The sequence below is a fragment of the Streptomyces sp. NPDC004838 genome (assembly GCF_053600955.1).
Genome location: NZ_JBSGAW010000001.1, coordinates 323829 through 345855, shown reverse-complemented (window position 1 = coordinate 345855; position 22027 = coordinate 323829). Strand labels below are relative to the sequence as shown.

General features: G+C 70.0%; 18 protein-coding genes. 8 read left to right on the top strand and 10 right to left on the bottom strand.

The genetic code is table 11. The features are described 5' to 3' along the window. Nucleotides 1-179: 179 nt before the first annotated feature. Genes ACWEFL_RS01405 through ACWEFL_RS01395 form a run of 3 tightly spaced genes read right to left on the bottom strand, consistent with a single transcriptional unit; the run spans nt 180 to nt 2928 of the window. A complete protein-coding gene (locus ACWEFL_RS01405) occupies nt 180-941 on the bottom strand; it encodes an amino acid ABC transporter ATP-binding protein (RefSeq protein WP_451705733.1) in 762 nt (253 codons plus the stop codon). After that, nucleotides 938-1918 (bottom strand): amino acid ABC transporter permease, encoded by a 981-nt coding sequence (locus tag ACWEFL_RS01400; protein WP_451705730.1) that lies wholly within the window; start codon nt 1916-1918, stop codon nt 938-940. The genes ACWEFL_RS01405 and ACWEFL_RS01400 overlap by 4 nt, the downstream gene beginning before the upstream one ends. Before the next feature lie 26 nt (nt 1919-1944). Further along, complete coding sequence (locus ACWEFL_RS01395) at nt 1945-2928, bottom strand: ABC transporter substrate-binding protein (protein ID WP_451705727.1); 984 nt, start codon at nt 2926-2928, stop codon at nt 1945-1947. A gap of 534 nt (nt 2929-3462) precedes the next feature. Between ACWEFL_RS01395 and ACWEFL_RS01390 the strand changes: the two genes are divergently transcribed. The 4 genes from ACWEFL_RS01390 to ACWEFL_RS01375 all read left to right on the top strand — a co-directional run bounded on the left by ACWEFL_RS01390 (nt 3463) and on the right by ACWEFL_RS01375 (nt 7112). Then, complete coding sequence (locus ACWEFL_RS01390) at nt 3463-4680, top strand: NAD(P)-dependent malic enzyme (RefSeq protein WP_451705725.1); 1218 nt, start codon at nt 3463-3465, stop codon at nt 4678-4680. A 368-nt stretch (nt 4681-5048) separates the two neighbouring features. Then, nucleotides 5049-6011 carry a zinc-binding dehydrogenase gene (locus tag ACWEFL_RS01385; protein ID WP_451705722.1) on the top strand — a complete coding sequence of 321 codons (963 nt, stop codon included), beginning with the start codon at nt 5049-5051 and terminating at the stop codon, nt 6009-6011. 337 nt (nt 6012-6348) lie between these two features. Next, on the top strand, nt 6349-6558 hold the full coding sequence (locus ACWEFL_RS01380) for a helix-turn-helix domain-containing protein (protein WP_055624179.1): 210 nt from the start codon (nt 6349-6351) through the stop codon (nt 6556-6558). Further along, a complete protein-coding gene (locus tag ACWEFL_RS01375; RefSeq protein ID WP_451706163.1) occupies nt 6558-7112 on the top strand; it encodes a Clp protease N-terminal domain-containing protein in 555 nt (184 codons plus the stop codon). The genes ACWEFL_RS01380 and ACWEFL_RS01375 overlap by 1 nt, the downstream gene beginning before the upstream one ends. A 172-nt stretch (nt 7113-7284) precedes the next feature. Here the strand turns inward: ACWEFL_RS01375 and ACWEFL_RS01370 are convergent, their stop codons facing one another. Then, entirely contained in the window at nt 7285-8271 is a 987-nt protein-coding gene (locus ACWEFL_RS01370; protein WP_451705718.1) for a helix-turn-helix transcriptional regulator, read from the bottom strand. A 1-nt stretch (nt 8272) separates the two neighbouring features. Then, nucleotides 8273-9355, bottom strand: a complete 1083-nt coding sequence (locus ACWEFL_RS01365) for a DUF4097 family beta strand repeat-containing protein (RefSeq protein ID WP_451705715.1) — start codon at nt 9353-9355, stop codon at nt 8273-8275. Nucleotides 9356-9527: 172 nt separating this feature from the next. On the opposite strand from ACWEFL_RS01365, the gene ACWEFL_RS01360 reads away from it, so the two are divergent. Then, nucleotides 9528-10358: a hypothetical protein gene (locus ACWEFL_RS01360; RefSeq protein WP_451705712.1), complete on the top strand. Its 831-nt coding sequence runs from the start codon at nt 9528-9530 to the stop codon at nt 10356-10358. 194 nt (nt 10359-10552) lie between these two features. On the opposite strand, the gene ACWEFL_RS01355 is transcribed toward ACWEFL_RS01360, so the two are convergent. Then, entirely contained in the window at nt 10553-10732 is a 180-nt protein-coding gene (locus ACWEFL_RS01355) for a DUF6104 family protein (RefSeq protein ID WP_128557595.1), read from the bottom strand. A gap of 179 nt (nt 10733-10911) precedes the next feature. On the opposite strand from ACWEFL_RS01355, the gene ACWEFL_RS01350 reads away from it, so the two are divergent. Both ACWEFL_RS01350 and ACWEFL_RS01345 read left to right on the top strand, forming a co-directional pair. After that, nucleotides 10912-11982, top strand: coding sequence for a CU044_2847 family protein (locus ACWEFL_RS01350; protein WP_451705709.1), 1071 nt, complete (start codon nt 10912-10914; stop codon nt 11980-11982). Next, nucleotides 11979-12275, top strand: a complete 297-nt coding sequence (locus ACWEFL_RS01345; RefSeq protein WP_451705707.1) for a hypothetical protein — start codon at nt 11979-11981, stop codon at nt 12273-12275. Before ACWEFL_RS01350 ends, ACWEFL_RS01345 begins: the two co-directional genes overlap by 4 nt. Before the next feature lie 92 nt (nt 12276-12367). On the opposite strand, the gene ACWEFL_RS01340 is transcribed toward ACWEFL_RS01345, so the two are convergent. From ACWEFL_RS01340 to ACWEFL_RS01325, 4 genes are all read right to left on the bottom strand, one after another. Then, complete coding sequence (locus ACWEFL_RS01340) at nt 12368-16171, bottom strand: multifunctional oxoglutarate decarboxylase/oxoglutarate dehydrogenase thiamine pyrophosphate-binding subunit/dihydrolipoyllysine-residue succinyltransferase subunit (protein WP_451705705.1); 3804 nt, start codon at nt 16169-16171, stop codon at nt 12368-12370. A 284-nt stretch (nt 16172-16455) separates the two neighbouring features. Beyond that, a complete protein-coding gene (locus ACWEFL_RS01335; RefSeq protein ID WP_451705702.1) occupies nt 16456-17562 on the bottom strand; it encodes a HAMP domain-containing sensor histidine kinase in 1107 nt (368 codons plus the stop codon). After that, on the bottom strand, nt 17559-18299 hold the full coding sequence (locus ACWEFL_RS01330; protein ID WP_451705700.1) for a response regulator transcription factor: 741 nt from the start codon (nt 18297-18299) through the stop codon (nt 17559-17561). The genes ACWEFL_RS01335 and ACWEFL_RS01330 overlap by 4 nt, the downstream gene beginning before the upstream one ends. A 91-nt stretch (nt 18300-18390) precedes the next feature. Next, on the bottom strand, nt 18391-19173 hold the full coding sequence (locus ACWEFL_RS01325) for a spermidine synthase (RefSeq protein ID WP_451705697.1): 783 nt from the start codon (nt 19171-19173) through the stop codon (nt 18391-18393). Between the two features lie 169 nt (nt 19174-19342). On the opposite strand from ACWEFL_RS01325, the gene lon reads away from it, so the two are divergent. After that, a complete protein-coding gene (gene lon, locus ACWEFL_RS01320) occupies nt 19343-21757 on the top strand; it encodes an endopeptidase La (protein ID WP_451705695.1) in 2415 nt (804 codons plus the stop codon). Nucleotides 21758-22027: the final 270 nt, after the last annotated feature.

Genomic DNA, 22027 nt, shown 5'->3' with positions numbered 1-22027 from the left:
CCGACGGCGGGATGGCGGCCCTCGATGTGCGCGTCGGCGTGCGCGTCGGCTTCGAGGACACCGTCGGCGCCGGCCGCTACGAGAAGGCGTCGGCCTCCACGAGAAGGCGTCGGCCTCCACGAGAAATGGGCGAGAGCGGTACGGATCGGGATCCGTACCGCTCTCGCCCGCCGCCCGTACTACAGCACCTTCGACAGGAACGACTTCGTCCGGTCGTGCTGAGGGTTCGTCAGGACGTCGCGGGGGTGGCCCGACTCGACCACCATGCCGTCGTCCATGAACACCAGCGCGTCGCCGACCTCGCGCGCGAAGCCCATCTCGTGCGTGACGACGATCATCGTCATGCCGTCCTCGGCGAGAGAGCGCATGACGTCCAGCACATCGCCCACCAGCTCCGGGTCCAGCGCCGAGGTCGGCTCGTCGAAGAGCATCAGCTTCGGCTCCATCGCCAGGGCGCGGGCGATCGCGACCCGCTGCTGCTGGCCGCCGGAGAGCTGGGCGGGGTAGTTCCCGGCCTTGTCGGCGAGGCCCACCCGGTCCAGGAGCCGTTCCGCGCGGGCGCGGGCGACCGCCCTGGATTCGCTCTTGACCTGAATGGGCGCCTCCATGATGTTCTCGACCGCCGTCATATGGGGGAAGAGATTGAAGCGCTGGAAGACCATGCCGATGTCCCGGCGCTTCAGGGCGACTTCGCTGTCCTTCAGCTCGTACAGCTTGTCGCCCTTCTGCCGGTAGCCGACGAGTTCGCCGTCCACGTACAGCCGTCCGGCGTTGATCTTCTCCAGATGGTTGATGCACCGCAGGAAGGTCGACTTGCCGGATCCGGAGGGGCCGATCAGACAGAAGACCTCGCGCGGGGCCACTTCGAGATCGATGCCCTTGAGGATGTGGGCCGGGCCGAAGGACTTGTGGACGCCCTCGGCCTTCACCATCGCGCTCATCGGACACCTCCCGGAGTACGCCCGCCGAGGCCGGCGAGATTGGCGCGGACCCGCTGCCACGGGGTGGGGGGCAGGCTGCGCTGCGAGCCGCGCGCGTACCGCCGCTCCAGGTAGTACTGGCCCACCGTGAACACGCTGGTCATCACGATGTACCAGATCGAGGCGACGAAGAGCATCTCCATCACCGCATAGGACGTGGAGCCGATCTGCGAGGTGGAGCGGAGCAGTTCGTTGTAGGTGACCGCGTAGACCAGCGACGAGGTCTTGAGCATGTTGATGAACTCGTTGCCCGTCGGCGGGATGATCACGCGGAGCGCCTGCGGGAGCACGATGCGGCGCATGGTCTGGGACTGCTTCATGCCGAGGGCGTGGGACGCCTCGCTCTGGCCCTCGTCCACCGAGAGGATGCCCGCGCGGCAGATCTCCGCCATGTACGCGGCCTCGTTGAGGCCGAGGCCCAGCAGGGCGCACATGAACGGCGTCATGACGTCGGTCATCTCGTCCCGGTAGATGCCCGGGATGTTCAGATAGGGGAAGATCAGCGCCAGGTTGAACCAGAGCAGCAGCTGGACGTAGACCGGGGTGCCCCGGAAGAACCAGATGTACAGCCAGGCGACCCAGCTGATCACGGGGTTCTTGGAGAGCCGCATGACGGCGAGGAGCACGCCGAGCACCACGCCGAGGACCATCGCGAGGATGCTGATCAGCAGGGTGCGGCCCGCGCCCGCGAGGACGGTGTCGTCGAACAGCTTGTCGCCGACCGCTTTCCACTGGATGTCGGCCTGCGAGAACGCGTAGAGCAGACCGGCCAGCAGGACGGTGACCACGACACCGCTGATCCAGCGGCCCACATGCCGGACGGGGATGGCCTTGATCGATTCGGGCGGGAGCCCGCCGGGCCCCGCGGGGGCGTCGGTCTCCTTGGAGATCGACACCCCGGCGGGCACTTTGTCGGAGATGTCTGAACTGTCAGTCACGGTGACTGCCCTTCAGGTGGCGATGGTCACTTGCCGCCGTTGATCGCGGCCTTGTCGATCGCCCCGCTGGTGGCGCCCCACTTCTCCAGGACCTTCATGTACGAGCCGTCCGCGATGATCGCGTCGACCGCCTCCTTGAGCGCGTCGCGGAGGCCGGTGTTCTCCTTGCTCACGGCGATGCCGAACGGCCCGGCGTCGACCTGCTCGCCGACGACCTCGAACGCGTTGCCGCCATCCGCCTTGCGGGACAGGTCGAGGGCGACGGGGTAGTCGTTGACGCCCGCGGCCGCGCCGCCGGACTTCACCCGGGTCTGCGCCTCGGTGTCGTTCTCGAAGGACTCGATCTTGACTTCCGGCTTGCCCGCGTCCTTGCACGCCTTGGACTGGGTCTGGAGGGCCTTCTCATAGGTGGTGCCGCGCTGGACGGCGGCGGTCTTCCCGCACAGGTCCTCGATGGACTTGATGCCCTGCGGGTTGCCCTTCTTGGTGTACACGGCGGTGCCGGCGATGAAGTAGTCGACGAAGTCGACGCCCTTGCCGAGCTTCTTGCCGTTCTCGTCCAGGCCCTCCTGGCGCTGCTTGTTGTCCGTGATGGACGACATGGCGGCGTCGTGGCGGCCGGAGTTCAGGGCCGTGATCAGGCCGTCGAAGGAGCCCGAGGTGAACTCGATCTTCACCCCGAGCTTCTTGCCCAGCTCGGCGGCGATGTCGGGGTCGACGCCGACGATCTTGCCGTTCTCCACGGACTCCATCGGTGCGTACTCGGCGTTCGTGCCGAACTTGAGGACGCCCGCCTTCTGGTACTTCTCCGGAAGCTTGCCGAAGAGGGGGGCGCTGTTCGACGTGCTGTCGCCACTGCCCTCCTTCTTCGATCCGCTGTCGGTCTGGTCGCCGCACGCGGTCAGCAGCAGGGAGCCGGCGACCGCGATGGCACCGACCGCGGCGAACCGGGAGGTAAGGGACTTCCGGAGCTTTGACGCCGTCGTGCTGCGCGTGGTGCTTGCCGTCATGTTCGGGATCCTCCGGAGTGTCAGAGAGCTGCCGTTTCCAGTTGATGTCCTGGCCACGTACCACCTGTTCGGCGGTCGCCACCTTGTGTGTTTTCGGCATCTTGCCATTCGGACTGGCCCATTCAGGTCCCCGAGCATGTCAAAATCGGATAACGGGGCACCCCCCGACCTCCCTCGGGCCGGTACATCACGACCGGACCTTTCACGGGAATGTTGCCTTCTTGCCGGAAGATCTATGGCACGCAGTGCCATGCGTGGTTGCTTTTCGGGGCATATAACCGTTGTGTCCTGACATTGAGTGACGATTCACGTCACAGCCGGGATATGGACTCGTCGTCAGCGGCCACGTTCGGGTAAGAAGGACTCTTGCACCCCTATCAGGGGGCTCAGGGCGCGTGTGCGGCGCGCCCGCGCGTATGCGCTTCCTCCGCCCGGCGGCCCGCCCGCCGGGCGGACCGCATACGCGGCGCCCGCCCACCCCTCCTCAACCAGGAGTGGAAACCCTCAATCGATGAAGACTTAAGGGGTCAACCCATGGCAGCGGAGATCGTCAATCCTCGCAGCGACAGCCGGAACGGCACGGAGAGCGCTCCCGACGAGCCCTTCGATCCCGCCTTCGCGCTGCATCGCGGCGGCAAGATGGCCGTTCAGGCCACAGTGCCGGTGCGGGACAAGGACGACCTGTCCCTCGCGTACACCCCCGGCGTCGCCAAGGTGTGCAGCGCCATCGCCGAGCAGCCGGACCTGGTCCACGACTACACGTGGAAGTCACAGGTGGTCGCCGTGGTGACCGACGGCACAGCGGTGCTCGGGCTCGGCGACATCGGCCCGGAGGCGTCACTCCCCGTGATGGAGGGGAAGGCGATCCTGTTCAAGCAGTTCGGCGGTGTGGACGCGGTGCCGATCGCGCTCGCCACGACCGACACGGACGAGATCGTCGAGACCGTGGTGCGCCTCGCGCCGTCGTTCGGCGGTGTCAACCTGGAGGACATCTCCGCGCCGCGCTGCTTCGACATCGAGCGCAAGCTCCAGGAGCGGCTGGACATCCCCGTCTTCCACGACGACCAGCACGGCACCGCGGTCGTCACCCTCGCGGCCCTGCGGAACGCGGCGAAGCTCACCGGGCGCGGTCTCGGCGAGCTGCGCGCGGTGATCTCGGGCGCGGGCGCGGCCGGTGTCGCCATCGCGAAGTTCCTGCTGGAGGCCGGTCTCGGCGATGTGGCGGTCACCGACCGCAAGGGTGTCGTCAGCCAGGACCGCGACGACCTGAACCCCGTGAAGCGTGAACTGGCGGAGATCACCAACAAGGCCGGGCTGACCGGTTCGCTGGAGACCGCCCTGGCCGGTGCGGATGTGTTCATCGGCGTCTCGGGCGGCACGGTGCCGGAGGAGGCCGTCGCCTCGATGGCCCCCGGCGCCTTCGTCTTCGCCATGGCCAACCCGGACCCCGAGGTCCACCCGGACATCGCGCACAAGTACGCGGCCGTGGTGGCGACGGGACGCAGTGACTTCCCGAACCAGATCAACAATGTGCTGGCCTTCCCGGGCATCTTCGCGGGCGCTCTCCAGGTGCGGGCGTCCCGGATCACCGAGGGCATGAAGATCGCCGCCGCGAACGCGCTGGCGGACGTCGTCGGCGATGAGCTGGCCGCCGACTACGTCATCCCCTCGCCGTTCGACGAGCGGGTGGCCCCGGCCGTCACCGCTGCCGTCGCGGCGGCCGCCCGCGCCGAGGGCGTCGCCCGGCGCTGAGGCGCCGCCGCCGTACCGGACCCTGGCCACCGCGACGGGCCCCGGCCGCCGCGCCGGATGCCGCCCGCGCAAGGGTGAAGATGCCGTTCGGCAGCCGCGTCCGGGCTGTCGACGGCCGGGGCAGGGCCTCGCCGGCCGTCCCGGCCGGGTGGCTGAGACCAGGAGACCGGACGGCGGCCGTTGCACAGCAGTGCGTGGCAGGCGGGCCGTGTCGCCCTTCCGGAGTTTCCGGAGGAGGGGCGACACGGCCCGCTTTCCCGTGGTGCCCGAGACCGCGGGCCACGGCGGCGCAACGCCTTCGGGACGCGTCGCGTGTCACACCCGTGATCGGTTCCGCCGCCGAGCGATGCCGTCCTATGGTCAAGGTCATGTTCGCCGCCTACGCAGCCAGAATCGACCGTGACAACCCGCTCGACGGCCTTGAGCTGGGCGAGCGCCCGGTGCCCGAGAACCGCCCCGGCTGGACCACCGTCACCGTGAAAGCCGCCTCCCTCAACCATCACGACCTCTGGTCCCTCCGGGGCGTCGGCCTTCCCGAGGAGAAGCTGCCGATGATCCTCGGCTGCGACGCCGCGGGGATCGACGCCGACGGCAACGAGGTGGTGCTCCACTCCGTCATCGGCCAGAGCGGGTACGGCGTCGGCGTCGGCGAGGGGCGCTCCCTCCTCACCGAGCACTATCAGGGCACCTTCGCCGAGCAGGTCACCGTCCCCGCGTGGAATGTGCTGCCCAAGCCGAAGGAGCTGAGCTTCGAGCAGGCCGCCTGTCTGCCGACCGCCTGGCTGACCGCGTACCGCATGCTGTTCACCAACGCGGGCGTACGGCCGGGGGACTCCGTGCTCGTCCAGGGCGCGGGCGGCGGCGTCGCGACCGCGGCGATCGTCCTCGGCAAGGCGGCGGGGCTGCGGATGTACGCCACCAGCCGTGACGAGGCCAAGCGCCGGCGGGCGGTCGAGCTGGGCGCGGAGGAGGCGTACGAGCCGGGGGCACGGCTGCCCCGGCGCGTGGACGCCGTGATCGAGACGGTCGGAGCGGCGACCTGGTCCCACTCGGTGAAGTGCCTGCGGCCCGGCGGCACCCTGGTGATCTCCGGCGCGACCAGTGGCGACCGGCCCGCGCATGCCGAGCTGACCCGGATCTTCTTTCTGGAACTCAAGGTCGTGGGCTCGACGATGGGGTCCAAGGACGAACTGGAAGACCTCCTCTCCTTCTGTGCGGCGACCGGGGTACGGCCGGTGATCGACCAGGTGCTTCCGCTGGACCGGGCGCGGGAGGGGTTCGAGCGGATGGCGGGCGGCGACTTGTTCGGCAAGATCGTGCTGACTCCCTGATCCGGTCGGTCTGAGTTCCGGTCCGGGGTTCGGTTGGTCTGAGTTCCAGGGTCTGGTTGGTCTGGCTGGTCTGGGTCCCGGTCCGGGGTTCGGTTCGTTTGAGTTCCGGTCAGGTTTCCCTGTCTGCTTCTCGGCTGGCTCCCTGGCTGGTTCCTCGCTTCCTCGGTCTGGTTACGGCCTGCTGTCCCCGTTTCCTCGGTTCGGTCCTGCCTCCTTCCTTCCGTCCTGCCTTCCATTCTTCCTTCGGTCTTCTCCCGAGCCCGCGGTTCTTCGAGACTACGGAGCATTTCGTCAACTGTGGTTGACTGTGGATAACTGTCAATGTAAATTGACACTCATGACTGAGGCAACCGATCTCGCCGAGCGCGCGGGCGACCGCGACCCGCGGGTCGGGCTGCGAGCAGTCGCCGCACTGCGGCGACTGCTCGAACAGCTCGAAGCCGTGCAGGTGCGCAGCGCGCGCAACCAGGGCTGGTCGTGGCAGGAGATCGCGGCCGAACTCGGTGTCAGCCGGCAGGCCGTACACAAGAAGCACGGGAGGCGATGATGTTCGAACGCTTCACGCGGGACGCCCGGGATGTGGTCAAACGGTCCGTCGTCCACTCCGAGCGGGCGGGCGCGGACTCCGTCACCGAGGAGCATCTGCTGCTGGCGATGCTGGATCAGGAAGGGACACGGGCGGCCTTCGCCTTCGCCGCGCTCGGCGTCATCGACCGCCGTGAGTCCGTCGAGAGCGCGCTCTGCGACGCGCGCCGACGCGCCGGGATCTCCAAGTCGGAGGCGGACGCGCTCGCCGGGCTCGGGATCGACGTGGGCGAGATCGTCGCACGCGTCGAGGAGGTGCACGGACGGGGCGCGCTCCGGCAGGGTCGTCCTTCCCGCCACTGGTGGTCGGGCCGCCGGCCCTTCACCCCCGCCGCGAAGGACACCCTCGTGAGTTCTCTGCGCATCGCCACCGGCCGCGGCGACCGCGTCATCGGCGGCGAGCACTTCCTTCTCGCGCTGACCGTCCGGCCGGGCGTGGTGTCGGAGGTGCTGGCCGAGCACGGAGCGACGTACGAGTCGGTGAACCGGGTGATGTACGGCGGCTCCGGCGACTGACACGGGGCCGCGCTGATCGCGCGGTGGAGGCCCGCAGGAGACGGCTCCGTGTAACGGCTCCGTATATCCGTATAAGCGACATGCGTGATTCCGCGGGCAGGGGCCGCGGATGGCCGGTACGGACCCGGCCCAGGGGGCGAGTCCGTACCGCTCATATCGCGCGTCCCGCCGGTCAGGCGTCCTTGGTGTCCTTCGGGCTCAGCAGCAGCGCCGCGATGTGCGCCGCGGCGGTGGAGAGATGGCGACGGGCCTCGCCGAGCTGGGATTCCGTGACGCCGTTGTCCCGTGCGGCGTCCCGGATGTCGTCGCGGAAGCGGTCGAGCAGACGGTCGAGATCGCGGGCCGGGTCACCCGAGGAGTGGGAGTCGGCGGACCACTCAGGGGCGGGGCCGGGGCCGGGGGCCGCGTCGGGCGCGCGCTTGGGCGTGGGCTCGGGCGTGGACTCCGGCTTGGCGTGGGGAGGCCAGCCGGTACGGGCCAGGCCGCTCAGCTGGGTGGACAGCTCGGTGAGGCCCTCACGGACACCCGTGGGCCAGTCGCCCCGGCTGAAATGGCCCTGCACCTGCTCCTGAACCTGCCTGGCGATGCGCTGCATCTCGGTACGTGCCATGTCCTGCGCCTCCTTGGCCTGGCGACGGGCCTGCTGTGCGTCCTCGCGGGCCCGGCGGGACTCGTCCTTCGCGCGGCGGGCCTGCTCCTGCCACTCATGGGTGACCTTGCGCCACTCCTCCTTGGCCGACCGCCACGAATCGTTCTCCTTGCCGGGCGACGTCCGCGTCTCCGACGCCGCGGCCCGCATCTCGCTGCGCAGTTTGCCCGCCGCGCCGCGTACGTCGTCGCGGATCTCCGCGGCGAGTTCGGAGACCGATTCGAGGATCTCCAGCTCCAGATCGGCCAGTTCACCGCTGCGTCCGGCCAGTTCCTCCCGGCCGGCTTCGGTGATCGAGTAGACCTTGCGGCCACCCTCGGTGGCATGGGTGACCAGCCCCTCGGCCTCCAGCTTGGCCAGCCGTGGATAGACGGTGCCGGCGGAGGGCGCGTACAGACCGTGGAAACGCTCCTCCAGCAGTCTGATCACCTCGTAGCCATGGCGCGGAGCCTCGTCCAGAAGCTTCAGCAGGTACAGGCGCAGACGGCCGTGGGCGAAGACGGGTGGCATGTCAGAGCACCTTTCCTGCGGAGCCGGACGCATCGGTCGAGCCGGACGCATCGGCCGAGCCGGGTGGACCGGCTGTATCGGGCGCGTTGGGTGAATCGGACGCGCCGATGGAGGGGCCGTCGAAGGAGGAGCCGTCGGGCGACGGGCCGTCGGCCGTGGAAGGGTCCGCTGTGGAAGAGTCCGCCGGTGAAGCGTCGGTGGGGGGAGCGCCGGATGCCGCGACTTCCCATGAGGGGTCGTCGGCGAGGTCGTCGGCCGGGGACGGCCTCCGCAGCAGCGCGATCGAGCCGGAGACGGTCGTCGCCGTGAGTGCGCCCGTGCCCGCGCCGAGGGTTCCGGTGATCTTCTTCGAGCCCCACTGCCCGCTGACCCGCAGATCGTCGAAGGCGTTCGAGAGGGCGCCGCTCGCGGTCTCCGCCGTGATCCGGGCGTCCGTCGGATGCGGCAGCCGGATCGCGACCTCTCCCGAGACCGTGTTGAGCCTGAGATCGGTCGGCTTGGCCTCGCCTTCCCTTTCGGGAGAGGTGAGATCGACGAGCATGTCGCCGCTGACCGAGTCTGCCCGTACGGACGTACCGGAGCCCTCGATCACCGTCAGATCGCCGGATACGGAGTTGTAGCGCAGATCGCCCGTGACGGACTGCGCCTCCAGGCTCCCGGATACGGTGTCGGCGCGGACCGCTCCGGAGAGCCGTACGAGCGTGGTGTCACCGCTGACGCCCCGGACGGTCGTGGCCCCCTGTATGCCGGAGATCACCGCTCCCGCGCCCACGACGCCGACTTCGACGGACGCTTTCGAGGGGACCGCGAGCGACACGATCGCATCGCGGTTCCAGCCTTTGCGGTCGAGCCATTTCAGCCATCCCGTCCAGGGCAGGTCCTCGTACGCGACCGTGAGCTGGGAGCCCTCCTGGGTGATGATCAGCGGCGGGCCTTCGATCCGGGCGACCTCCAGACGGGCGGAACCTTCGTCCGTCCCCACGACGTTCACCGTTCCATTGACGATGCGCACACTGAGCGCGGTCACAGGGGCGTCGAAGGCGAGCTTGCGCGGCTCTGAGACCTCCCACGTCGACTCTGCCATGACGCTGACCTCCCGGCTGGGCCATCTCGACCGTGACGCAACATATCGCGTCTTGCTGTCAATACGATATATCGCGAATGAGGGATGTCAAGCCTGTTGACGGCCCCTTCGATTGATGGGCGGGGCATCGATATCCGGCCATATCGGGGCTAAATGGCCTAGCGTTGGGCATATGAACGCGACACCCGTGGGCGCCTTGCTGCTCTGCCGGGCCGAGCCTTCCTCGGTGCATTCTCCGGCTCAGCTCCTGCGCGAACAGCAGCTCCTCGCTCCGGCCGGAGACACATGGAGCGTCCTCGTCCCCGAGGGGGCGGCCTGGCATGAAGGCGAACCCGTCGACCGGGTCCTCGCGGGCTGGGCCGTCGCTCTCGCCGTGGCCGTGGGGGCGGGCCGGCCGGTCGTCGCCCTGTGGTGGGACGGGGACCGTGCCGGGTTCACCCTCGCGTCCGGGTTCCGCAGGCCCGTCGGGTACGTATGGCTCGCGGACGGGACGCCGGCCGGGGAGGACGAGGCGATGCGGACGTTCGCGTCGCGGCTCGGGCTCGATCCCGTACTCGACGTACAGGCTCTGGAGCCGCTCACCCGGCCCGATTCCGATGCGGACGCGCTCACCCGGCTGATCGGCCTCACCGCCGTTCTGGCCAGGGCCGGGCTGGAGCTGCCGCCCGGACTCACTCCGGGCGGGACGGCCGATGGGCTCTGGTCCGCCGCCCGGGTGCTGGGCGCCGAGCCGGTGGAGTGGGCGGGCTGGCGCGATGCCGTACGGACCGAACTCCACGCGGTCGAGGAGAGCCTGGACCACTGGCTGCGCGGGCCACGGAAGCCGGCCCTGCCGAAGATCCTGGCCGTCGCCCAACTGGGGGCGGGGGTGCCGCTGGCGGCCTGGGGGCTGCGGCGGCGGGGTGCGGGCTGGGTTGTGGCGGGCTCGGTGCTGATCGCGCAGGGGGCGCTCACTCTGGCGTACGAGCGGAGGCGGGCGCGGGGCGCGGGGCGGGACGGGTGAGAGGCGAGGCGTGACAGGCGAGGTGCGACGGCTGACGGCTGACGGCTGGCGTGTGAGAGTCGGCAGGTGGGGGCGGTCATGGTCGATGGTCGCCGGTTCGGTGCGCGGCGGCGGGCGGTGGCCGTCGGTGGTCGACCGTCGGCGGCGAATGCGGCTCGTCGCCGCCCGTAACACGGCCTCGCGCTCCGTCTTCGTCAGTCTTCGTCTTCGTCGTCGAGCCGCGCCAGCCAGGTGGCCAGCCGCTCCACCGGGACCTCGAAGTCGGGATTGAGGTCCACGAACGTGCGCAGCTGCTCGGCGAGCCACTCGAAGGTGACCTCCTCCTCGCCGCGCCGCTTCTCCAGTTCTTCGATGCCGCGATCGGTGAAGTACAAGACATGCTCCAGGGAGGGATGGGGACTACCCCATCAGATTACGGCGACTCGGTGCATCCACTTCCGCGGGCCGGAAGAAGCTGCTTCGCAACCGGATGGGCAGTAACGTCGTCGCCACTCGCACACCGCCCAAGTGGACTGGTACCGGGGAGAGTTGACCGTGCAGAACGGGGGATTTCGTGAGTGGTCGCGTCCAGCGGATCGAACTGCCCGGGGGAGCGGTCGTGCTCGCCCGGCTCTCCACCCCCGAAGGGGGGTACGGAGAGGACGACGAGGATGTGGGCTTCGTCGAGAACGCGACCGCCAAGGTCCACCAGCTGGAGCGGCTGATCTCCGAAGTGGGTGCTTCCGTGCTGTCGGCCGCCGCGGCCGCCGGGCCCGATGAGGCCAGCGTCTCGTTCGGGGTGGAGCTGACCGCCAAGTCGGGTGCGGCGCTCGCCGTGCTCGCGGCGGGGGAGGCCAAGGCGTCCGTACAGGTGACGCTGACCTGGCAGCTCAAGGAGCAGCCGCGGGGAGAGGAGGGGACGGCGGTACGGGTACGGCAGGATGCGCGGGTCCCGGCGACCCCGGCAGCCGACGGGGGTCCCGGTCACACGGGTGACCCTGCGGCGCAGGCGTCGGGACCCGCGTCGGCGCGGGTACCGTCGGCCCCTGGAGCCGTGTCGCCTCCGGAGGCTCAGACGACTCGGACAACTCAGACGACTCAGACGGCTCAGGCCGGCCCGGCCGCTCGGACTCGCCAGGGGCCCCTGTCCGGCCCCGGCGTCCCGCCCGTCCAGTCGGCCCCGGAGCCCGAGGCGGCCCCGGCGGCTTCGAGGGTCCCGTCGGGGCGTCATGCCCGAGCGACCCCAGGGCCAGGGCCGCAGACTCCCGGAGCCGCGCAGCCCTGGGCGGCGCCCATACCCGCGCAAGGCACCGATGGCCCGCAGGACCCGCAGCCCCCGCAGGACCCGCAGTTCTCGGAGGCGCTGAGGTCGCGGCACGCCCGGCTGGCCGAGGCGCTCCGGCATCGGCACGGCCGCTCGCACCCGGAGGACCGGCAGCTCCAGCCGCCCCCACGGCCTCCGGAGCACCCGCCCGCGGACCCGGCACCGCCACGAAACCCGCCCACTCCGGCCGCCCAGACCCCAGGCTCCCCCCAGACCACCGAGGCCGCCCAGACCCCCCGCCCCACCCCGGAGCCCCCACCGCGCCCTCCCCACCCCCCGGTCCCTCCCCAGCCGCCCGCCTCCACCCCCGTCGCCCCATGAGTCCCGCCGCCTCCGACCCGGTCATCGACGCCCTCACCCGCGCGGCGACCGTGTATCTCACCTCCGCCGACGGCCCGCCGGACGAGACCGCCATGTGGGGCGCGGGGCGGCTGGCGAGGACGGCGGGAGCGGGGAGTACCGGGGGACCTGCCGGTGCTCCGGGCTCTGGGGGAACCGCCGGTCCTGGAGGAACCGCGGATTCCGCAGGGGCGGAGCGGGCGCGGGAGGAGCGGAGAGCGGTGCGGTTGATGACGGCGGGCGGCGACCACGAGGACGATCCGGCCCGGCCCTGACCGCCCGGTCGGGCGCTCGCCGGAAAGCGCGAGGGCCCGGTCCCCCCGCGTCGCGCGGGGGGACCGGGCCCAGGACAGAGCCGTCGAAGCCGTTACGCGTCGAAGACCTCGTTCACCAGCTGCGTCTGCTCCGCCTGGTGACGCTTGGCCGATCCCACCGCGGGGGACGAGCCGTGCGGCCGGGAGATCCGGCGCAGGCGCTCGCCGTGCGGGACGTCCGCGCCGACCGCCAGGTCGAGGTGGTCGATCAGGTTGAGCGCGATGAACGGCCAGGCACCCTGGTTCGCCGGCTCCTCCTGCGCCCACAGGTACTTCTCGGCGTTCGGGAACTTGGCGATCTCGGCCTGGAGTTCCGCGCCCGGCAGCGGGTACAGCCGCTCCAGCCGGATGATCGCCGTGTCCGTGATGCCGCGCTTCTGCCGCTCCGCGTCGAGGTCGTAGTAGACCTTGCCCGAGGTGAAGACGACCTTGCGCACCGCCGCCGGGTCCACCGACTCGTCGCCGATGACCGGGCGGAAGCCACCCGTGAGGAACTCCTCCACCCGCGACGCCGCCGCCTTCAGACGCAGCATCGACTTCGGCGTGAAGACGATCAGCGGCTTGTGGTGCGGGTTGTGGACCTGCCAGCGCAGCAGGTGGAAGTAGTTCGACGGCAGGGTCGGCATCGCGACCGTCATGTTGTTCTGCGCGCACATCTGGAGGAAGCGCTCGGGGCGCGCGGACGAGTGGTCCGGGCCCTGGCCCTCGTAACCGTGCGGCAGGAGCAGGGTGACGCCGGACGTCTGGCCCCACTTCTGCTCGGCGGAGGAGATGAACTCGTCCACCACGGTCTGCGCGCCGTTCACGAAGTCGCCGAACTGCGCCTCCCACATGACCAGCGACTCGGGCCTCGCCAGGGAGTAGCCGTACTCGAAGCCCATCGCCGCGTACTCGCTCAGCAGCGAGTCGTAGACGTTGTAGCGGGCCTGCTCGTCGGTCAGGTACAGCAGCGGGGTGTAGTCCTCGTTGGTCACCTGGTCGACCAGTACCGCGTGCCGCTGGCCGAAGGTGCCGCGCCGGGTGTCCTGGCCGGAGAGCCGGACCGGGGTGCCCTCCATCAGCAGGGAGCCGATGGCGAGCGTCTCGCCCATGCCCCAGTCGATCGTGCCGTCCTCCACCGACGCCGCGCGCCGCTGGAGCTGCGGCATCAGCCGCGGGTGGACGGTGATGTGGTCGGGGATGTTGACCTGGGACTCGGCGATCCGCTTCACGACCTCCTGGGAGACCGCGGTGGTGACGGCGACCGGGAACTCGGCCTGCGCGTCCGGGACCTGCGCCGGAGCGGGCTGGCTGGTGGCCTCGCGGACCTCCGCGAACACCTTCTCCAACTGCCCCTGGAAGTCCTGGAGCGCCTGCTCCGCCTCTTCCAGCGTGATGTCGCCGCGGCCGATCAGCGACTCGGTGTAGAGCTTGCGCACCGAGCGCTTCTTGTCGATCAGGGCGACCATCTGCGGGTTGGTGAACTGCGGGTTGTCGCCCTCGTTGTGCCCGCGGCGGCGGTAGCAGATGAGGTCGATCACGACGTCCTTGTTGAACGTCTGGCGGAACTCGAACGCGAGCCGTGCCACACGGACGCACGCCTCCGGGTCGTCGCCGTTCACATGGAAGATCGGCGCCTCGATCATGCGGGCCACATCGGTCGCGTACATGGACGAACGCGACGACTCCGGGGCGGCGGTGAAGCCGACCTGGTTGTTGATGACGACATGGACCGTGCCGCCGGTGCGGTAGCCGCGCAGCTGGGACATGTTCAGCGTCTCGGCGACGACGCCCTGGCCCGCGAAGGCCGCGTCGCCGTGCAGGGCGACCGGGAGGACGGTGAAGTCCGTACCGCCCTTGTTGATGACGTCCTGCTTGGCGCGGGCGACACCTTCGAGGACCGGGTCGACGGCCTCCAGATGGGAGGGGTTGGCGACCAGGGAGACCTTGATCTGCTCGCCGTCGAGACCGGTGAAGGTGCCCTCGGCGCCCAGGTGGTACTTCACATCGCCGGAGCCGTGCATCGACTTCGGGTCGAGATTGCCCTCGAACTCGCGGAAGATCTGCGCGTACGACTTGCCGACGATGTTCGCCAGAACGTTCAGCCGGCCGCGGTGGGCCATGCCGATGACGACCTCGTCGAGGCGCGATTCGGCCGCCGAGTCGATGACCGCGTCGAGCAGCGGGATGACGGACTCGCCGCCCTCCAGCGAGAACCGCTTCTGGCCGACGTACTTGGTCTGGAGGAACGTCTCGAACGCCTCGGCCGCGTTCAGTCGGCGCAGGATCCGCAGCTGCTCCTCGCGCTCCGGCTTGGAGTGCGGGCGCTCGACGCGGTCCTGGATCCACTTGCGCTGCTTGGGGTCCTGGATGTGCATGAACTCGATGCCGGTGGTGCGGCAGTACGAGTCGCGCAGGACGCCCAGCACCTCACGGAGCTTCATCAGCGTCTTGCCGGAGAAGCCGCCGACCGCGAACTCGCGCTCCAGGTCCCACAGGGTGAGGCCGTGCTCGGTGATGTCGAGGTCGGGGTGCTTGCGCTGGCGGTACTCCAGCGGGTCGGTGTCGGCCATGACATGGCCGCGGACCCGGTAGGAGTGGATCAGCTCGAAGACGCGCGCCGCCTTGGTGACGTCGTCGTCGTGCGAGGCGTCGATGTCCTTGAGCCAGCGGACCGGCTCGTAGGGGATGCGGAGCGCCTCGAAGATGTCGTCGTAGAAGCCCTCCTCGCCGAGGAGGAGGTTGGCGACGATCCGCAGGAACTCGCCGGACGCGGCGCCCTGGATGACGCGGTGGTCGTACGTCGAGGTCAGCGTCATGACCTTGGAGATGCCCAGCTTGTTCAGGGTGTCCTGCGAAGTGCCCTGGAACTCGGCCGGGTAGTCCATGGAGCCGACGCCCATGATGACCGACTGGCCGGGCATCAGACGCGGCACGGAGTGGACGGTGCCGAGGCCGCCGGGGTTGGTCAGCGAGACGGTGACGCCGGTGAAGTCGTCCATCGTCAGCTTGTTGTTCCGGGCGCGGCGGACGATGTCCTCGTACGCCTGCCAGAACTCGAAGAAGTTGAGCGTCTCGGCCTTCTTGATGGCCGCGACGACGAGCTGGCGGTCGCCGTTCGGCTTCACCAGGTCGATGGCGAGGCCGAAGTTGATGTGCTCCGGCTTGACCAGGGTCGGCTTGCCGTCCTTCTCCGCGTAGGAGTGGTTCATCGTCGGCATGGCCTTGAGGGCCTGCACCATCGCGTACCCGATGAGGTGGGTGAAGGAGACCTTCCCGCCACGGGCGCGCTTGAGGTGGTTGTTGATGACGATGCGGTTGTCGAAGAGCAGCTTCACCGGGACGGCCCGCACGGACGTGGCCGTGGGCATCTGCAGCGAGGCGTTCATGTTCTTCGCGACCGCGGCGGAGGGACCGCGGAGGGGGACCAGCTCGGGGCCGCCCTCGGTGGGCGCGGCGACGGGCGCCGCCTTGGCCGCCGGGGCGGGCCGGGGCGCGACCGGTGCCGGTGCCGGTGCCGGTGCGGGCTTGGCCGGCGCGGCCGGCGCCGGGGCCACCCGCTGGGGAGCGGGAGCCTGGGCCGGGGGTGCGGCGGCCGGTGCCGGCGCGGCGGGGGCGCTCGCGGGGGCCGCGGGCGCGCTCGCCGGGGGAGCGGCGGTCGCCGCCGTGGTGGGGGCGTCCTCGGAGCTCCCACCGCCCGGCTTGTAGTCGGCGAAGAAGTCCCACCAGGCGCGGTCGACCGAATCGCGATCCTGGAGGTACTGCTGGTAGATCTCGTCGACGAGCCATTCATTGGCGCCGAACGCGGCGGCAGGGTCCTGGCCCTGCGCGCCTTGGTCGGTTGACAGGCTCGCGTTACTGGGGGACTGAGACGACACGGCGGCAACCGCCCTCTTCCGCTTCACAAGGTGATGGACAGCGGAAATAAAGGCTACGCCTCAATGGCCGGGAGATGCAGGCCGGGACTGTCTTCGTCGCGCAAGTCACACCGAAAGATGTGTTTCATGGCTAGGAATGGCGGGAAACAAGCACAGTTCGCCCATGTGTGGGTACGACAGACCGTCGCCACAACCCCCTACTGACCAGTAGGAACGGGTCGGCGAGCCGGATGGCTGCCCCATACCTTGATAGGTACACGCAAAAAGGCCGCTTCGCTTCGACCCTACGTCAAACTTCTCTGCGCCGGGATTCCCGGCAGAGTCACGAGGATCCGGCAGCCCCGAGCCGATTCGGCGACCCCGATCCCGCCGCCGTGCAGATCCACGGCCCACCGGGCGATCGCCAGGCCCAGCCCCGTGCCGCCGTCACTGCCCTTCCCGTGCGGAGAGGCGACATTCCCCCGGTTGAACCGCTCGAAGACCTGGCGGCGCTCCTGCTCCGGGATGCCCGGCCCCTCGTCGACCACTTCCAGGTCCAGCGACTCCGGCTGCGAGCCCCGCCGGGCCCGTACCGTCACCCGGCCGTGCGGCGGCGAGTGCTTCACCGCGTTGTCGATCAGATTGGCCACGACCTGGTGCAACCGCTCGGTGTCCGCGTGCGCGGTCAGCTCGGGCGGCGACACGTCCAGATGCAGATGCACGTCCGTACGGGTGTGATGACCCGACCCGGAGGCGAGCCGCCGGTGCGACCCGGCCAGGTTCGCCTCCTTCAGCACCCCGGAGAGGTACGGCCACACCTCGAAGCGCCGGGCCCGCAGCGGTACGACACCGTTGTCCAGCCGCGACAGGTCCAGCAGCGTCTCCACCAGCCGCCCCAGCCGCTCCGTCTGGGTCAGCGCCGTGCGCATCGTCTCCGGATCGGCCGCCGAAACCCCGTCGACGACGTTCTCCAGCACGGCCCGCAGCGCCGCGATCGGGGTGCGCAGCTCGTGCGAGACGTTGGCGACCAGCTCCTTGCGGCTCCGGTCCACCGCCTCCAGATCGTCCGCCATACGGTTGATCGTCGAGGCGAGATCGCCCAGCTCGTCCCGGCGGCCCGCACCGCGCACCCGGCGGGTGTAATCGCCATGCGATATCCCCTTCGCCACCGTGTTCATCTCGTCCAGCGGCGCGGTCAGGCCATGCGCGAAGAACTGCGTGATCAGCAGGGTCGCTATCACCGAGAAGACGGTGATGAAACGCACCTCGGTCGAGGTCCGCAACGCCACCAGCAGCAGACCCGTGGTGATGAAGACCGAGACGACGACGAGCACGCCGAGCTTCGTCTTGATCGAGATGGAGACGGTCCTTCCCGCCCGCCCGGCCCGCGCCTCGCAGCTCGGCCGCCTCATGGCGCGGGCGTCTCCAGCGCGTATCCGACCCCGTGGACCGTACGGATCCGCTCCGCGCCGATCTTCCGCCGCAGCGCCTTGATATGGCTGTCCACGGTTCTGGTGCCGGACGCGTCCGCCCAGTCCCACACCTCCGCGAGCAACTGCTCGCGGGAGAGGACCGCACGGGGCGTGTTCGCCAGGCAGACCAGCAGATCGAACTCGGTCGGCGTCAGATGGACGTCCTCGCCCCGGACCCGTACCCGCCGCTGGGCGTGATCGATCTCCAGCTCACCCAGACGGAGAATCCCGCTACGGGGTGTCACCGCCGCCAGCGCCGCCCGCTCCACCCGGCGCAGCAGCACATGCACCCGCGCCGCCAGCTCCCGCATGGAGAACGGCTTGGTCATATAGTCGTCCGCGCCGACGCCCAGCCCCACCAGCATGTCGGTCTCGTCGTCACGCGCGGTCAGCATCAGCACGGGAACCGGGCGCTGCGCCTGGACCCTGCGGCAGACCTCCAGACCGTCGAAGCCGGGCAGCATCACATCGAGCACCATCAGATCCGGCTGCCACGCCTCGGCCGCGTCCACGGCCGCCGGGCCGTCGACGGCCGTCTGCACCAGGAAGCCCTCCGCCCGCAGCCGCGCGGCGATGGCGTCGACGATCGTCGAATCGTCCTCGACGACCAGCACCCGCCGCTGGGCGCCGGGTGTGGCCGCGACGCCATTGTGGGTGGTGGTGTGTGTCTGTTCCATCGCCCGCCCCTGTAAGCGCTCTCGGGAGATTCACGCTCGTTGTAGATCCGGTGTGTAGCTCAGCACAGTAGAGGCACGTCCCTGGTCGAGGCTACGCAGGCCGAACGGCGAGGTGGACCACGTCGGGTACGCCCCGGGCAACCCTCACCTCTTCGGTTCTTACCCCGCTGAACCCGGCATTCCGCAGTGCCTCCTCGAATGCGGACGAGGGCTGCGCGGACCATACGGCGAGCACTCCGCCGGGCCTCAGCCGCCTTCGGCAGAGCGCGAGTCCGGCCGGTGCGTACAGAGCCTCGTTGTCGTCGGTGACGGTCCAGTCGGGACCGTTGTCGATATCCAGACAGAGTGCGTCATAGAGGTCGTCCGTGTCACGGAGATGAGTGAGAAGGTCCTCGCGCACGATCACACTGCGGGGGTCGGCGAGCGCGTCGCGGGAGATACGGGCGAGGGGCCCGGTCATATGCCAGTCGACGATCGCCTCTTCCCTCTCGACGACGGCGATGCGCCCCCAGTGGGGGCCGGCCGCGGCGTGGGCGAGGGAGAACCCGACACCGAGTCCGCCGATGAGGAGGGCGGGGGGATGCGGCAGGGGTTCCACGGGGCTTTCGGTCGGGTCTTCCGTCGGGCTTCCCGATGGGCGGTTTTCGGACGTTCTCGCCGCGGCGGAGGTGGTGAGCGCGGCGTACGCGGCATCGATCAGCAGCCGCTCCGAGCGGCCGTCCGAGGTGTCCATCAGGAAACACCCGTTGGCGATGATCTCGTGGTGATCGCCGCGCTCCCGCAGGACGACCTCCCCATAGGGCCCATGGCGTCGGTCGATGGTCCGGGCTGTCGTCACGGCGGGCCTCCGGTCGGGGGTTCGGGTCCGGCTCATGGCCACGGTAGGCCGTTCGCGGAGCGGTCTTCGGTCGGGTGTCGCCCCGGAAGTGAACCGAGCCGCAGAACAAGGTGTGATCGCTCAGAGCGAACAAGGGCCGGGGAACAACTCGCGGCTCCCGTGCATTGAGTCCACATAGCTCAACTTCACTGCCTAAGGGGAGATCATGGCTGCTGAGTCCCAAGCGTTCACACCGTTGACCCTGCCCGTGCTGCCCCTCGACGACGAGGTCGTGCTGCCCGGAATGGTGGTGCCGCTGGACCTGACCGACGCGGAGGTGCGGGCGGCGGTGGAGGCCGCGCAGGCCGCCGCGCGTTCCTCCGGTGCAAGCAAGCCGAAGGTGCTGCTTGTTCCTCGGGTGGACGGGACGTACGCCGCGACCGGTGTGCTCGGGACCGTCGAGCAGGTCGGACGGCTCTCCGACGGCGATCCCGGCGCGCTCATCCGCGGCCGCAGCCGGGTGCGGATCGGCGCCGGCACCACGGGACCCGGTGGCGCTCTCTGGGTCGAGGGGACCCGTGTCGAGGAGACCGTGCCCGACCCTCTTCCCGGTCAGATCGCCGAGCTGGTCAAGGAGTACAAGGCTCTCGCCACAAACTGGCTGAAAAAGCGCGGTGCCTGGCAGGTCGTCGACCGCGTCCAGCAGATCGACGACGTGTCCCAGCTCGCCGACAACTCCGGATACTCGCCGTTCCTGACCACCGCCCAGAAGATCGAGCTGCTGGACACCGGCGACCCGGTGGCCCGGCTCAAGCTCGCCACCGAGCAGTTGCGCGAGCACCTCGCCGAGCAGGACGTCGCCGAGTCCATCGCCAAGGACGTCCAGGAAGGCGTGGACAAGCAGCAGCGCGAGTTCCTGCTGCGCCGGCAGCTCGAAGCCGTACGCAAGGAACTGCGCGAGCTGAACGGCGAGGCGGAGGGCGAGGAGTCCGACGACTACCGCTCCCGCGTGGAAGCGGCCGATCTGCCGGGGCATGTGCGCGAGGCCGCCCTCAAGGAGGTCGAGAAGCTGGAGCGCTCCAGCGACCAGAGCCCCGAGGGCTCCTGGATCCGCACCTGGCTGGACACCGTTCTCGAGCTGCCGTGGAACGAGCGCACCGAGGACGAGTACGACATCCGGGGCGCGAAGAACGTCCTCGACGCCGAGCACGCGGGCCTTCAGGACGTGAAGGAACGGATCACCGAGTACCTGGCGGTGCGCAAGCGGCGCGCCGACCGGGGGCTGGGCGTGGTCGGCGGGCGGCGCGGGGGCGCGGTTCTGGCGCTCGTCGGCCCGCCCGGCGTCGGGAAGACCTCACTCGGCGAGTCCGTCGCGCACGCGATGGGACGCAAGTTCGTCCGGGTCGCGCTCGGCGGTGTCCGGGACGAGGCGGAGATCCGCGGCCACCGGCGTACGTACGTGGGCGCGCTGCCCGGCCGGATCGTGCGGGCGGTCAAGGAGGCCGGGTCCATGAATCCGGTGGTCCTCCTCGACGAGATCGACAAGGTCGGCTCGGACTTCCGGGGAGACCCGGCCGCCGCCCTCCTCGAAGTGCTGGACCCCGCGCAGAACCACACCTTCCGCGACCACTACCTGGAGGTCGAACTCGATCTGAGCGACGTCGTCTTCCTGGCCACCGCGAATGTGCTGGAGGCCATCCCGGAGGCCCTGCTCGACCGGATGGAGCTCGTCAGGCTCGACGGCTACACCGAGGACGAGAAGGTCGTCATCGCACGGGACCACCTGCTGCCGCGTCAGCTGGAGCGGGCGGGCCTGGAGGCCGGAGAGGTCGTCCTGGACGACTCGGCGCTGCGCAAGCTGGCCGGCGAGTACACCCGCGAGGCCGGCGTCCGTAACCTGGAGCGCTCGATCGCCAGGCTGCTGCGCAAGGTGGCCGCCCAGCACGAACTGGGCGACCAGGAGCTGCCCTTCACCATCGGGGCCGAGCAGTTGCGCGGTCTGATCGGGCGGCCGCACCACGTTCCCGAGTCCGCGCAGGACCCGGCCGAGCGCCGTACCGCCGTGCCCGGCGTCGCCACCGGTCTCGCGGTCACCGGCGCCGGCGGAGACGTCCTCTACGTCGAGGCGTCGCTCGCCGACCCGGAGACGGGCGCCTCGGGGCTGACCCTCACCGGCCAGCTCGGCGATGTGATGAAGGAGTCGGCGCAGATCGCGCTGAGCTTCCTGCGCTCGCACGGGGCGGAGACCGAACTGCCGGTCGCCGATCTCAAGGACCGGGGGGTGCACATCCACTTCCCGGCCGGCGCGGTCCCGAAGGACGGGCCGAGCGCGGGCATCACGATGACGACGGCCCTCGCCTCGCTGCTCTCCGGACGGCTGGTCCGTACGGATGTGGCGATGACGGGTGAGGTGTCGCTGACCGGGCGGGTGCTGCCCATCGGCGGTCTGAAGCAGAAGCTGCTGGCCGCGCACCGGGCGGGCATCACGACGGTCGTGATCCCGAAGCGGAACGAGGCGGACCTGGACGACGTCCCGGCCGAGATCCTCGACTCGCTGGAGGTGCACCCGGTGACGGACGTCCGCCAGGTGCTGGACATCGCGCTGGCACCGGCGGAGTTGGCGGTTCCGGCAGCCGCGTAGGTCTGGCGACCGGCCGGCGGCCACGGCGGACCGCTTGGGTCTGCCGTGGTCGACCGGCCGGTCGGCCGCGGAGGGTGGTTCCGGGGCCCGCTCGGTACGGGGTGCCTGCCGTGCGGTGGTCCGGGAGTCTTGTCCGGTGCGGGGCCGGACGCTTCAGGCCCGACGCCCGAACCCTCGGGTCCGCTGGGCTCGGGTCTGACGGGCAGTGTGTTTCTCACCCGGTGTCAGGAGGTCGCGGACTTCAGGCTGCACCCCCACCCGGACCACACC